General features: G+C 32.0%; 15 protein-coding genes and 2 pseudogenes. 6 read left to right on the top strand and 11 right to left on the bottom strand.

Going from position 1 to position 12,767, the window contains the following annotated elements:
• Positions 1 to 17 precede the first annotated feature (17 nt).
• Positions 18 to 503 (bottom strand): hypothetical protein, encoded by a 486-nt coding sequence (locus BSEPE_RS07235; protein WP_066045628.1) that lies wholly within the window; start codon positions 501 to 503, stop codon positions 18 to 20.
• 131 nt (positions 504 to 634) lie between these two features.
• The gene (locus BSEPE_RS07230; RefSeq protein WP_066045625.1) at positions 635 to 1,090 is read right to left on the bottom strand and encodes a helix-turn-helix domain-containing protein; all 456 of its coding nucleotides are present in this window, start codon (positions 1,088 to 1,090) and stop codon (positions 635 to 637) included.
• Here BSEPE_RS07230 and BSEPE_RS07225 point away from each other — a divergent pair.
• A complete protein-coding gene (locus tag BSEPE_RS07225; RefSeq protein WP_066045621.1) occupies positions 1,089 to 1,565 on the top strand; it encodes a magnesium chelatase subunit ChlI family protein in 477 nt (158 codons plus the stop codon). The two genes, BSEPE_RS07230 and BSEPE_RS07225, sit on opposite strands and share 2 nt — an antisense overlap.
• Positions 1,566 to 1,583: 18 nt before the next feature.
• On the opposite strand, the gene BSEPE_RS07220 is transcribed toward BSEPE_RS07225, so the two are convergent.
• The 5 genes from BSEPE_RS07220 to BSEPE_RS07200 form a co-directional block, all read right to left on the bottom strand.
• Positions 1,584 to 2,186, bottom strand: coding sequence for a C39 family peptidase (locus BSEPE_RS07220; protein ID WP_231893496.1), 603 nt, complete (start codon positions 2,184 to 2,186; stop codon positions 1,584 to 1,586).
• Between the two features lie 23 nt (positions 2,187 to 2,209).
• Positions 2,210 to 2,752 (bottom strand): hypothetical protein, encoded by a 543-nt coding sequence (locus tag BSEPE_RS07215; RefSeq protein WP_066045618.1) that lies wholly within the window; start codon positions 2,750 to 2,752, stop codon positions 2,210 to 2,212.
• 364 nt (positions 2,753 to 3,116) lie between these two features.
• Positions 3,117 to 3,356 (bottom strand): hypothetical protein, encoded by a 240-nt coding sequence (locus BSEPE_RS07210; protein ID WP_066045615.1) that lies wholly within the window; start codon positions 3,354 to 3,356, stop codon positions 3,117 to 3,119.
• 56 nt (positions 3,357 to 3,412) lie between these two features.
• Positions 3,413 to 4,282: a hypothetical protein gene (locus tag BSEPE_RS07205; protein WP_066045612.1), complete on the bottom strand. Its 870-nt coding sequence runs from the start codon at positions 4,280 to 4,282 to the stop codon at positions 3,413 to 3,415.
• A 76-nt stretch (positions 4,283 to 4,358) separates the two neighbouring features.
• Complete coding sequence (locus tag BSEPE_RS07200; RefSeq protein WP_066045609.1) at positions 4,359 to 4,760, bottom strand: transcriptional regulator; 402 nt, start codon at positions 4,758 to 4,760, stop codon at positions 4,359 to 4,361.
• A 28-nt stretch (positions 4,761 to 4,788) separates the two neighbouring features.
• Between BSEPE_RS07200 and BSEPE_RS07910 the strand changes: the two genes are divergently transcribed.
• From BSEPE_RS07910 to nadS, 5 genes and pseudogenes are all read left to right on the top strand, one after another.
• Positions 4,789 to 5,013: an ATP-binding protein gene (locus tag BSEPE_RS07910; RefSeq protein WP_083503004.1), complete on the top strand. Its 225-nt coding sequence runs from the start codon at positions 4,789 to 4,791 to the stop codon at positions 5,011 to 5,013.
• Positions 5,014 to 5,025: 12 nt separating this feature from the next.
• Positions 5,026 to 5,274, top strand: a pseudogene (locus BSEPE_RS08275) (magnesium chelatase subunit ChlI family protein); the annotation flags it as partial.
• Between the two features lie 80 nt (positions 5,275 to 5,354).
• Positions 5,355 to 5,801 (top strand): hypothetical protein, encoded by a 447-nt coding sequence (locus tag BSEPE_RS07195; protein WP_066045606.1) that lies wholly within the window; start codon positions 5,355 to 5,357, stop codon positions 5,799 to 5,801.
• Between the two features lie 415 nt (positions 5,802 to 6,216).
• Positions 6,217 to 6,547 (top strand): annotated as a pseudogene (locus tag BSEPE_RS07190) (type II toxin-antitoxin system RelE/ParE family toxin).
• A gap of 3 nt (positions 6,548 to 6,550) precedes the next feature.
• Positions 6,551 to 6,838: a NadS family protein gene (gene nadS / locus BSEPE_RS07185; RefSeq protein ID WP_066045603.1), complete on the top strand. Its 288-nt coding sequence runs from the start codon at positions 6,551 to 6,553 to the stop codon at positions 6,836 to 6,838.
• A 328-nt stretch (positions 6,839 to 7,166) separates the two neighbouring features.
• Here nadS and BSEPE_RS07180 read toward each other — a convergent pair whose 3' ends face one another.
• From BSEPE_RS07180 to BSEPE_RS07165, 4 genes are all read right to left on the bottom strand, one after another.
• Positions 7,167 to 8,381 carry a hypothetical protein gene (locus BSEPE_RS07180; protein WP_066045600.1) on the bottom strand — a complete coding sequence of 405 codons (1,215 nt, stop codon included), beginning with the start codon at positions 8,379 to 8,381 and terminating at the stop codon, positions 7,167 to 7,169.
• Position 8,382: 1 nt separating this feature from the next.
• Complete coding sequence (locus BSEPE_RS07175) at positions 8,383 to 10,842, bottom strand: DNA cytosine methyltransferase (RefSeq protein ID WP_066045597.1); 2,460 nt, start codon at positions 10,840 to 10,842, stop codon at positions 8,383 to 8,385.
• A 123-nt stretch (positions 10,843 to 10,965) separates the two neighbouring features.
• Positions 10,966 to 11,178, bottom strand: coding sequence for a helix-turn-helix domain-containing protein (locus BSEPE_RS08270; RefSeq protein WP_066045594.1), 213 nt, complete (start codon positions 11,176 to 11,178; stop codon positions 10,966 to 10,968).
• A gap of 76 nt (positions 11,179 to 11,254) precedes the next feature.
• Complete coding sequence (locus BSEPE_RS07165) at positions 11,255 to 12,478, bottom strand: IS256 family transposase (protein ID WP_066046185.1); 1,224 nt, start codon at positions 12,476 to 12,478, stop codon at positions 11,255 to 11,257.
• Positions 12,479 to 12,767 lie beyond the last annotated feature (289 nt).

The following is a 12,767-nucleotide window of genomic DNA, read 5'->3' as shown; positions in this document are numbered from 1 at the left end:
ACCTCCCTTATACTGTTTTATAAAAATTTCTTTATTGATCTTCCACGAAGTTGCTTAGTGTCTGGCATTAGAAAATCAATTGATTTATCACTTGAATTTGGATGTCTAAACAATAGCAATTTCTCTTTATTGTTAAGACACCCTGGTGTACTTGCTACATAATCTTCATCTAAATAATAATTTTCAAACGACAACTCAAACGACTCAACTTCCTCCTCTTTTTGTTCAATGTAAAAATTTAACACTATCTTGCCATCACTACCAATAATAACTTTTGGAATATATGGAAGGCTATATCCATCGTATCTTACAAAACAAACCTTATCCCACTCAAAATTAGTTAAATCTTTAACATTAACAATAACGGAGTTTTTGTCTTGAATATTTTTGTTGACTTGCTGGTTGAAATAATTAAGCCGCTCTTCATTATCACAAGCAACCAATATTAAAGATAAGAATCCAGTTAAAAATAGTTTTGTTATTTGTTTTGTATAGTGTTTCATTTTTTATCCCTTAATTTTGAATTTGCGCTCTTAGTTTTTGCATCAAATATTAATTTCTTTCTCTGATTATAACCAGTTTTTTTTTTTTTTACAAGCATTTTTTCAAAACTTTTTATAAACAAATACCAAATTCAAAATTTCTGAAAGTCGAAAATACCCATAATTTTTATTAGTTTTTGAACTGTTTTTATTGACGGTTTTCTTTCCCCACTTTCCCAAAATTTAACCGTAGTTGGGTCAACTTTTAACAGTTTGGCGAATTTCTTTTGATTAAGCCCTTGATGAAGTCTGTGAAGTTTGATTTTTTGCCCCAATGTTTTAGGCGTGTTTTTAATTTCTGCATCTTGGATTAAAGGACAGTAAGTCAAATACTCCATAATTTTAGGATAATACTTTGCAGGGATATTTTTGGTTCTGTGCTTTTCCCAGTTCATTAGTGTCCATTGATTTACCCCAATTTTACTTGCAGTTTCTTTGAGTGGTTCTGTGCTTTTTAGCCTCTTAGCCCTTATATGGTCGCCTATGGTTACTAACTCAGTAGGCATATTAGCAATAGGTTTCTGTGCCTTTAGTATCAAAAACGGCATGTTGGCACAGAAACCCTGCCCATGCGGCTATTATGGCGATGGCACAGCTAAATGCCATTGCACAGCCGACCAAATTGATAAATACAAAAACAAAATATCAGGTCCATTATTAGACAGAATCGATATGGTACTAACCGTGCCACCCCTACCAAAAGAAATCCTGCTTAACCAAACCGCAGAAGAAACCGAAACCAGCGAAACCATCAGGCAACGCGTCATCAAAGCTTACAACATACAACTCAAACGCCAAGGTAAATCTAACGACAAACTTGCGCCCGATGAAATCGAAAAACTTACTCATCTAAATGCAGACAACAAACACTTATTATCCAGCGTCATCGACAAGCTCAACCTATCCGCCCGCGCCTACCACCGCATCCTAAAAGTTGCCAGAACCATTGCTGATTTAGAAGGCAATGCAATTGTGGATAAGCCGCACTTGATTGAAGCGATTGGGTATCGACGACATAATTGATAAAAAAATACTTCTTTACTAAAAGCGCTGTAGTATTTCTAAACTACTTGCAAAGGAAGTTTGGCGTTTTGGTGTTTTTGTAAAAAAATCAATTGACTGCCTAGTCTTATGATTGGGCAATATCGCCAATATTTTCCCTTTTAATAGCTTATCGTCTCTGGTATCCCACATATCTAAAAACTGAGATCTGCTATAAGTACGATTGCCCAGCGATGGATCAGCCAGCCAAACAGTATTTTTATTAATCCCACGCAGAACTGAAAAGTGGTCATTTTTTCGATGTTTTAAATACACAATCGTTGGAATTTTAAGCTTAGATAATTTCTCAAATGATAGGGCGTAACCAATACCACGAAAGCCAAACTGTGGTAATACTTTTTCCATATCATTAAATGAGGCGCGACCATCTCCTTTGTTCATAGCTTTTAATAATTCTATTTCAGTGAATGATTGATTATAGAACTCATTTAGCAAAGTTGCCATTGATGCTGCTCCACAAGAATAATCCTTATCTTGTTTAACAATACGCGCATCTCTTAAATCTTTCCAAGTTTTGGTTTTAACTTCAATAGAATAATTTGATACTGGAACAATCACGCCTGCATTAACACCAAATGTCAAAAAAAATAGAGCTATTAATCTAATCACACAGGTGGTAAAGTTGGCATTGGCATCAAGCCAAGGGAGGTAAAAATAATACTGGTTGTCATCATTAGAACAGTTAAAGTAACCATTCCAAGTAACATTGCTAATAAACTAAAACTAAAATTTACTGCATTTGCCTTGGCAAATGCGAAGAAAAATACTAAAAATGAATAACAAAGAATGATCAATTGTAAATAATCAAAAACCCCGTGAAATTGTGTTAAAAAAACTAAAGGTATTAACAATAAATCAATAATACTTGCCAAAACAGCTAAAGTAAATAAAGCTTGGAATGAGGGGTTTTTAAGTTTAAATTTTAACAACTTAATTAGGGTCCAAGTCACTATTAGCATCAGTGGTACCATCGTCAGCGTCATTAAAAAATGTGCGAAAATTTTTATTTCAGGCGGTTGTGGCAACAAAAAGCTATAAACCGCACTAATAAAAATAGCAATACCAATACTGGTTTTTTGTGAATATTTTTGGTAATATTCAATTGGTTCTGGTTTAAATTTAAGTAAGTTTAGAATATCTTTAATCATTGTAAAACCTTATGTAAATTAACGGGATAAGCGAATAAATAAAATTAATAAAACAATAATTACAAATATAAATTCAGGTGTATTTGCCAAAAAATACATTCTGCCCCTATCTCATCTTGAGGGGCATTATTTATTTTTTTTTATTAGACTGCTTATCAATGCTAAAGTTTTTTTGATAATTGCTACGAACATTTTAAAATCATTTTTTTTTCTATTTTTAATTACTTTATAGATAAGATAAAAAAATAATTCAAGTCCACCAAGAAAAATTATTATGGAAACAATGTTCATAATGTCAATATAGAAAAAAATAAGCCTTAATTAAAAGGCTTATTTTTTTAGTTAATAAAAATTAAGTGCCAACTTAGTAAGCCGGTCTAGACCAAAGCATTCTAGAGGCGGAAGCCCAAGCCACCCAAAACCATTCGCCCTCAGTTTTTTTCATTTCAGTGGTTGATAATCTAGCAAAATCCATTGATTGAGCTTGTGAACTACCATTACTAAAAATCAAATTAGCATCACTACTAATCGAATTTGCCATTGGTGATGTTACCATCATAAAACTTACCAGTGTTGCTAGTAAGAGTGTTTTTACATTTTTCATCATATTCTCCTTGTTTGATGAATAAAATAGGAGCAACTTTCTAATTGATTATTAGATTAGAAACTATATAACCAATTAACCCTCAGATCCGATCCCCCACGACCTGAAATATTTGCCTTTAAAGTAGTATTAATAATGCTATTTTTTGCTTGCCCATAACCCATGCCAAGGATTAAATCTGTATTAGTTGAAAGCGCACCTTGGTTGGTATTATTAATTTTGTCAGGCTGTTTATTTAACCATTGAAAGCCCGTAGTTAAAGTAATGGTGTCATTAACAGCAAAACCAACAGAAGGTGAAATAAAGAAAAAATTACCTGGTTTATAATCAATATTATCATATTTTCTGACTTGATTAAAACGATATCCACTTGTCAGTGATAAAACGATTGGATCAATAGCTCGGTAAGTGGTTACACCAATTTGATATGATTTAAATTGAGCATTATCAGAAGTGTACTCTTCATATAAAGTAGTTTCAATAGAGCCAATTAGTGCTGGCGTGCCCATATCTTCTGAGAAGAGGTAATTTAACCCTACCCAAGTATCTGCTAATTTTGAATCACTTGTGCTTGAAGAGCCAGATAAATCTGTTACGCGGCTATTAGCATTTAAATAATTTACCCTTAAATAACCCTCAAGATTATCAGAAAAACCATAACGAACACCAATATTAGCGATTAAAATGTCACTATTAATTTGAGTTTGCCCCACTTTACTTGGTACACTAACAAAAGAAGTTGGGCCTGTTTGAATTAAAACACCATCACTTGCTTGTACACCTTGTAACTCTAAATTGTTATAAGACATAGATAAATCTAACTTAAATTTTCCTTTGTTAGTAATGATATTTTCAACAGTCAAGGGCAACTCTGCTAAAGAATTTTGAATAAAAATAAAAATAAAAATAAAAATAACTTTAGACACAGGTAAACCTTTTAGGTGAAATTAGAATGTAATATACCCCCCCCTTGCATACACTTGTCAAGCGCAAATGTATATTTTAATTATTTAAAGGGTAATTATGCCACAAACTGTTCGATCTTTTATTGATGCTTACTAAAAATAATTTTGACTTTCTTTCCTCGCTCTCCCAAAATTTAACAGCAGTTGGGTCAACTTTTAACAGTTGAGTAAATTTCTTCTGATTAAGGCCTCGATGAATTCTATGGAGTTTAATTTTCTCGGTTATGGTTGTGGGTATTTTTTCCAGCGGACAATAATTTAAAAACTCCATAATTTTAGGATAATATTTTGCAGGGATACTTTTAGTGCTATTCTTTTCCCAATTAACTATAGTAAAATTATCAGTTCCTATGATTATTCCAACATCTTTTTGAAACAAATTATTTTCCAACCTTTTCTTTTTAATATGGTCGCCAAGTGTGATTAATTCTTTAGGCATTTCTGCAATAGGCTTTGGAACAACAAATATGAGAGACGGTAACAAGGCACAGAACCCCTGCCCATGCGGCTATTATGGCGATGGCACAGCTAAATGCCATTGCACAGCTGACCAAATTGACAGATACAAAAACAAAATATCAGGACCGCTACTAGATAGAATTGATATGGTATTAACCGTACCACCCCTGCCTAAAGAGACATTACTCAACCAAAGTACGGACACAATAGAAAATAGCGAAACCATCCGCTAAAGAGTCGTCAAAGCCCACAACATCCAATTAGAAAGACAAGGTAAATCTAACGACAAACTTGCTCCCGACGAAATCGAAAAACTGACCAATCTAAATGCAGACAACAAACACTTATTATCCAGCGTTATCGACAAACTCAATCTATCTGCCCGTGCCTACCACCGCATCTTAAAAGTTGCCAGAACCATTGCTGATTTAGACAACTCAGATACCGTCAACATCCAACATTTAACTGAGGCGATTAGCTATCGGCGTAACTGATTTAAACGACAAAGAGCTTGACTTTGGGCCCCTTTGACTTTCAAAATCAAAAAGCCTTAGATATGTTAGAATGATGTTTTATGCAAACAATATTTAAACTTAATACCTCGCTTGAGTCTTATTTAACAGCAAGAACAGCCCTTAATATTGCCAGTGATGAAATGACGGGTGACTGGCACTTTTATGATTATTTCTTGCACAAGCCAAACAAGTACTTTGTTGAAAATATTAACAACACACCGTGGGGCAGTAAAGGTGTTATCGAGGTTTCTAGTATTCTAAAACAGTATGGTGTAAGCCCAAGTTCTAATAAAATATATGCAGCCAATCATTACCGTGCTATTGCCGATATGTTTTTAGATAGAATAAGACAAAAACATTCTTTTACTTCATTGTTCTATTCTGTTGATGATTGGCTAAATACCACAAAGGAAAAACAAAAATTGCATGATGAATATTTAAAGATATTGCAAAACAAAGAAATTAATAAAACTGATTTATGGATTAATGACCTTCCAAAATATTAATATTCATAATCCTTAGTTTTTATTGTTTATAATACTAACTAAGTCAGTTAATAGTGACGAGGGCAATTGAAGCCTACTCATTATTAGCTGACTTTTTGTTATAATTATGTATAATGTATTTAAAAGGGGAATCCATGGCAATTGAAGCCGGGTTAGATAGCCCCTTTTTTTAACGCCTTAAAACTTTCGACAAGCTTTTAAGCGTGTCATTTATTAGACTTGTTGCTTTTTACAAGTCAATAATGCGACCGCTCAAATAGACCAACACTGTGGAATTTAGAGAGCTTAACACTGCACTATCAACCAAAATCAAATATTGACACTTGAAAAAATAAACGAACGGGTTTGGGTGTAACTCAATTTTTGCGAAACAAAAAAACTTGACGACTATAATCCAATGGATTACAATACACATATGCAAACTATAGTAGAATTACCAGAGTTTATAAAAAGAGCAGATAAACTTTAAGCATTTCAGAAAAAGATGGGCTTATTGATTATTTAGCTATATATGTTAAAGCAGGTGATTTAATTACGGGTACGGGCGGTATTCGTAAACTTAGGTGGTCTGCCAAGGTAAAGGAAAAAGCGGTGGCGTTAGAGTGATTTATTATTATCACAATAAAGCCATTCCGCTGTTTTTGTTGGCAATATTTAGCAAAGGTGAAAAAAGCAACTTGTCAAAATCAGAAAGAAACGAGTTGACTAAATTAACCAAACTATTAAAAGATAATTATGAGGCTTAAAAAATGAGTGAATTATTTAACAGTATCAAGCAAGGTTTAGATGAGGCAATTGATTTTTCTAAAGGCAAAAAATCAAAGGCTATCGTTCACGATATAAACCCATTAGATATAAAGAATATTCGTGCTAATGTTGGAATGAGTCAAAATGAATTCGCCAATGCTTTTGGTGTTAGTGTTAATACTTTGCGTCATTGGGAGCGTGGCGATAGACATCCTAGAGGTCCAGCTTTGGTGTTACTTAATGTCGTCGCTAAAGAGCCAAGCGTTGTTTTAAGGGCTTTAAGTCATTAAATTTTAAGAAACCTCTTAAAGAATAAATTGACAACATTTTGACAACATAGTTTCTAAATAGGGTCAAAATACACCAATCATAACTTTTAAAATGCTTTTGTGTAGCGGTTTATGGTTTTTAGTGGTTTTAATGTTGGGTTCAAATCCCTATCCCTCCACCATATTACTGCGCCTTTTTTCTTATTCTATGGCATTAAACGACTAAATATCTATAATCATATAATAGAGCAATATTATGCTCAATTGAGTATTTAGTCGTTCTCCTTTAAAAATAATGGACCTAAAAAAGGGTAGCGTCCCCTTTTTTTTATTGGGTTGTGTTGGGTGGTTAGCCTGTTTGTTGATATTCAAAAACTACTTTTTCTTTTATCTCTTTAAAAGAACCATTTTCATTAAATTTATCATTAGGAGACACACCTTCATTTAAAACAAATATAAAATCTTCTTTAGAATAAAACCCATCATTAGTATTAATAGATTTTTCTATAGAATCAAATTTAGATAAAATACACGATAATTGATAGTCCTTATCAACAAGATGCGTATTGTTATTTGGGTGCGCTTTAGAATTATGCTGAGTGCCTGTTAATAAAATTAAATTTTCTAAATATGATTCAATTTTAGGGTAAGTAGATTTTGGAAAAATATGATGGGCTTGTGTTGCCTTTCCAACTGCTTCTGCATCATCTACTTCACTTATATATTTATGTCTTTCTTTAATCAGCCTCTTGGCTTTTTCTACAGTGAATTTAATAAATGCATTTTTTGCATTTTCACTTTTTTGAACTCTAGAATCATATTCTATCCTAGTCTCTCCTCTTTTTTTATTAACATCTCTCCAATTTGTTCTGTTATACATAAGCTCATCATAACCTGTTACATCTTTGGAAAAATAACCACTTTTTGTTCCATTAACCTTTTCGTTATAGCATAGTGGATTTAGTATCTTGGTAAAAATTCTTCTAACCTCTGTTGTTTGATTAATAGATGTATTGTCTATAATAAACTGTTCATATTTAGATTTAAGATTATGAAAGTTTTGTTCATTATTGTTAAGAAAAAAATTATTAAACAATTTAAATATGTCACTATCTACCAACACCTTAGTTAAATATTTAATTATAAAATTTAGAGCGTTTCTTTCTTTAATCGAAATATAACTTAGAACACCATAATTATTAACAGTAAAGAAATTTCTGTTTCTAACCTTTCTTAAATTTAAGACACCAGCATATGCTAACATTCTTAAGGGTTGGGCAAAAAACTTATCGTACTCACTTCGTGCTTTTTTGTTTGAAACATCAGGTTTATTAAAAATATCTTTAACATTTTCATTTGTGTAGCCATTTTCCCATATGTTTCTTGCAGTAAATTCTTTGCTTTCGCTACCAACAAATTGAATAATACAATCGGCTACTATTGTTAAAACATCAGGTGTTACTTTTTGATCCATAAAACGAGCATCCCTAGTAATTTTAATATCAAAATTATAAGAACCTAATAAGCTATTAATGTTATTGTCTATATTGTCATTGTCAATCATATTATTTTCTTATTCCCCAAAAAAATGTGGTACTCCTATTTATATTAAGGGTTCTTGTGCCATAATTCTGAGCTATACGGTAGTATTTAGTAAATTCATCTGATTTAAAATAATCAATATCGTCTTTTGTAATATTCTCATCTGTTTCAAAAATAGCTAACGAGCCATCAGCTACACTATTTTTTGGCAAAAAAGCAGCTCTAGGATAATATGATAAATTTGGGACTACTATGCACATCTTATTTAGGAATTTTTTTACTACATATTTAGCGATATCATCTATAAAAAAGCTATTTGTTTCATTATTGACTAAACTACCATCTAGAGATAAATTTTTAGATTTTATTATTTGATATTTTCCTTTGCTAGATAAATCTTTTCTAGTAATTTGCCTATCTCTAAAATATTTGAAAATATCTACTTTAAGTTTTATAAATGTGGCATCAAAAGCATGATTTCTATATAAAAGCCAAATAGGTAAAGAAGAGTCCAATATATAAGATTGCTTTTTGGTGGAGCATTCTTTTGTTATAGCTGATTCCAATACAACTAAATCTTTATCTATAGTTTTTTTGTTTGAAAACAATACAGATATGGTTTCTATTTTAACTCCTTTAAATCCTTTTTCTCCATGGTCATAAATGGAGATAAATTTCCTAGTTTCTAACAATATCCTAGTTTTTTCAAATTCTGGAGATGATAGTATGCTTTTTGGAATAATTAAAGAAATATAACTAGAGATTTGCAGTGACTTCTCCATAAAAAAAGAAAATATGTTATTAGTGCCTGTATTAAATAAATTTTCCTTGTATGTGTTTTTTAGAGAAGTATCTAGCACCTTACCAAATGGAGGGTTTCCTACAACAATATCATATTTTTTATTTTTAAAATCATGTAACAAAAAATCATCATTTATAAAATTTAATTTTATATGTTGAGGAATCTTTATTTTTTTGATTAAAATTTTTGCTATTTTTATACTATAAGGGTCTATATCAATAGCATCTATTGTGACACTTTCGTATGATTCATATTTTTTAATTATATCAGGGAGAAAATTACCAACACCAACAGATGGCTCTAAAATTTTAACCTCTTTATTTGTAATTTTTGGTATGTATTTTATTGACCTAAAAACAACATCCCTTCTAGTATAAAAAGCTGAATTTTTTAATCTCTTTGAGTTGGCTATTTCTGATATTTTCGATAAGTCTGTAAAAGAATAGTTGTCTAGGTTTTTATTTAAAAAGTTGATTAATTTTTTAATATTTGAGAGTTCTTGACTTTCGATTAATAACTTAATTTGTCTTAAGGGCAATTGCTTTTTACCAATAAGCTTTTTGTACTTAACTGCTATATTTTTAAATATAGCAGTTGGAACCGCCTCTCCTATTGATTGTCTAATATTTATTTCATTATTTTTTATTAAAGTATCAATATTGTCATGGCTTATATCAAATTTAAACCATTTGAAACTTTTGGGAATAGTCATTAATAACATCAATTCTCTAATACTAAAAACTCTATTATCTACAGGATGAATAGTAGATTGACTAGCTAAAATATCATTTCTTGTGTGTATGCATGGTGCCACCTTCTCCCAAATACATCTTTTATATTTGTCTCCGTTTTTATTTTTATTTTCAACTATTTTTCCATCCACTATTTTATGCGGTCTGAATTTTGGATTTTTATTGTCGAATGCAGAGCATCCATACTTTGTATTTATTATCCATGGCACCATGCGATTAGAATATTTTCTAAATTTATGCAATGGATCATTTATGTCGCTTTCTCCCATGTTATTTAGTCTAGGTAATTTACCTATGGACTGTTTCAGAGTTTTTTCTTTTTTTAAATCTGGAAAAAGCATAAGCGGGTTTAAATCTTCTACATCTTTTCTAGTGCCTATGATTAATGTTCTAGTTCTACTAGAGTTTGAGCCATAATTTTTAAAATTAATAATTCTATTTTCTATATGATATTGTGCTGCTAAATTTTTCTCTATGGCGAAACCTATTTCTCTTTCTTTATTATCTGTATCTATGCATAATGTTTTTGAAAAGCCTCTTACATTTTCAAAAACAAAGACTCTAGGTTTTATATCAGAAACTATTTTTATTGACTCTGTAACCAAAGAGTTTCGTTTAATTTCATCATTTCTTTTTTTATGATTTGCTACGGATATACCTTGACAAGGCGGAGTAGCAATTAGAAAATCAATATCTTGTTTCTTATTTTTATCTTGCCAACTGTAAATTTTATTAAGCAGTTTTTGTTTTGTTTCTGACTTAGAAATATCTCCCAAAATATAACCTTTTGGGTCAGAACAAGTTTTGTTTGCTTTTTGTATATTGAGTCTTTTTTCTAGTAGTTCATTTGTGGCAATGCACTCAAAACCTGACTGTTTAAAGCCATAACAACCAACTCCTGCACTACTAAAAAGACTAATATAGTTCATATAAATATTGTAACACTTGTGTAAAAAAATACCAATTTCATAAAGTCTAAGGCAAACATAATTGTTTTATATTTTATACAATTATTTTATTACTTCGAAGTTTTATCTAAATAATGCTTAAATTCAAATTGTGTTTAGATAATATTTAGAATTAAGCTTAATAGCTTTGTACAGTTTCTCAATCATCTTTTCAGAAGGCTTCCTTTCTCCACTCTCCCAAAATTTAACAGTCGTTGGGTCAACTTTTAGTAGTTGAGAAAATTGTTTCTGATTAAGTCCTTGATGGAGTCTGTGAAGTTTGATTTTTTGTCCTAATGTTTTTGGAGACCTTTGCATAAACCAACTAAAAAAATCAAAAAGCCACCCATATGGGACCCTGTAAACCAGATTGTGTAAACACCTCTTTCAAAAATCAGACATAATCCTTTAATCTATCCTCATGTAGGATTATAAACTGATTCATTGCTTGTGACCAATTTCGTATTGGCATTGTCCATTTCTTACTGGCTGCTTCAATGGCTAAAAAGACCACTTTAAAAGCAGAGTTATCATGATTAAAAATCTTTCTGTTTTTGATAGATTTTCTAATCACTGAGTTTAAGGATTCAATGGCATTAGTGGTATAGATTGCCTTTCTGATTGCCTCAGGATAAGCAAATAGAGTAGCAACATTATCCCAATTTCGTCGCCACGATTTGGCGATACTTGGGAACTGCGTATCCCATTTATACTCAAACTCATCTAACGCCAATAAAGCTTCTTCTTCAGTAATAGACTGATAGATTTGCTTTAAATCACTAGCAACATTCTTACGTTCCTTATAGCCCACATATTTAAGCGAGTTGCGAACCATATGAACAATACACAGTTGTACATCAGCCTGTGGGAACACGGCATTAATAGCTTCGGGGAATCCCGTTAACCCATCGACTGAGGCGATCAGAATGTCTTTTACGCCACGATTAGCAATATCGTTAAGAACGCCCAACCAGAACTTAGAAGATTCATTTTTGGACAACCATAAGCCAAGACATTCTTTTTTACCCTCAAGATTAACGCCTAGGGCAATGTACATGGTCTTTTTAATGATTTGTTTATCTTGCCTAACTTTAATGACAATACCGTCTAAATAAACAATGGGGTAAATCTCATCCAATGGACGATTACGCCACTCTGTGGCTTGAGTAATAACCGCTTGTGTTACATTGGACACCAACGTTGCTGAGATGTCAGCGTCATACATCTCTTTAAAGGTTGTGACAATATCATGGGTGCTCATGCCTTTGGCATACAGGCTTAATATTTGATTATCAAAAGCGCCTAATCTGGTTTGACCCTTCTCAATGATAGCAGGCTCAAAGTTAGCATTGCGATCCCTTGGAATAGCAAGTTCAACTTCGCCATGATTACCTTTAACAATTTTAGAGTAGTAGCCATTGCGAGCGTTATTACTGGCATTAGATTCATTGCCATTTTGTCCATATTTTGGATAGCCAAGGTGATGTTCCATCTCAGCACCAAGTGCCGCTTCTATGGTCATCTTAACCAATGATGCAGACAAGTCTGCCAAGTCATCTTGGGTGTGGATGTCTTTGGCAAGCTCACCAGCAAAAGCACGGAGTTTTTGTTGGTTAATGCCTGTGTTGTTCAGTTGGTTCTTTTGGTTTTTTCTTAGTGTTGCGTTACTCATGTTTTTTCTCCTTTTTAGGGATTATAAAATATGAGGGTTTACACAATCTGGTTTACAGGGTCTTATATAAATCAATTAGTTATACGGCGTTTTCAAATCCCTATCCCTCCACCATATTACTGCGCCTTTTTTCTTATTCTATAGCATTAAACGACTAAATATCTATAATCATATAATAGAGCAATATTATGCTCAATTGAGTATTTAGTCGTTCGCCTTTAAGTAAAAATAAGAA

The organism is endosymbiont of Bathymodiolus septemdierum str. Myojin knoll (genome assembly GCF_001547755.1).
Classification (GTDB): domain Bacteria; phylum Pseudomonadota; class Gammaproteobacteria; order PS1; family Pseudothioglobaceae; genus Thiodubiliella.
The sequence above is the reverse complement of the archived record's forward strand: the minus strand, read 5'-3'. Positions and strand labels throughout refer to the sequence as shown.

Bases quoted from the DNA above. Each gene is read 5' to 3' on its own strand.
- BSEPE_RS07225 (WP_066045621.1), top strand. From the start codon at position 1,089: ATGTTGGCACAGAAACCCTGCCCATGCGGCTATTATGGCGATGGCACA.
- BSEPE_RS07910 (WP_083503004.1), top strand. From the start codon at position 4,789: ATGAGAGACGGTAACAAGGCACAGAACCCCTGCCCATGCGGCTATTAT.
- BSEPE_RS07180 (WP_066045600.1), bottom strand. From the start codon at position 8,381: ATGATTGACAATGACAATATAGACAATAACATTAATAGCTTATTAGGT.
- BSEPE_RS07210 (WP_066045615.1), bottom strand. From the start codon at position 3,356: ATGAAAAATGTAAAAACACTCTTACTAGCAACACTGGTAAGTTTTATG.
- BSEPE_RS07195 (WP_066045606.1), top strand. From the start codon at position 5,355: ATGCAAACAATATTTAAACTTAATACCTCGCTTGAGTCTTATTTAACA.
- BSEPE_RS07200 (WP_066045609.1), bottom strand. From the start codon at position 4,760: ATGCCTAAAGAATTAATCACACTTGGCGACCATATTAAAAAGAAAAGG.
- BSEPE_RS07230 (WP_066045625.1), bottom strand. From the start codon at position 1,090: ATGCCGTTTTTGATACTAAAGGCACAGAAACCTATTGCTAATATGCCT.
- BSEPE_RS07235 (WP_066045628.1), bottom strand. From the start codon at position 503: ATGAAACACTATACAAAACAAATAACAAAACTATTTTTAACTGGATTC.
- BSEPE_RS07175 (WP_066045597.1), bottom strand. From the start codon at position 10,842: ATGAACTATATTAGTCTTTTTAGTAGTGCAGGAGTTGGTTGTTATGGC.
- BSEPE_RS08270 (WP_066045594.1), bottom strand. From the start codon at position 11,178: ATGCAAAGGTCTCCAAAAACATTAGGACAAAAAATCAAACTTCACAGA.
- nadS (WP_066045603.1), top strand. From the start codon at position 6,551: ATGAGTGAATTATTTAACAGTATCAAGCAAGGTTTAGATGAGGCAATT.
- BSEPE_RS07215 (WP_066045618.1), bottom strand. From the start codon at position 2,752: ATGATTAAAGATATTCTAAACTTACTTAAATTTAAACCAGAACCAATT.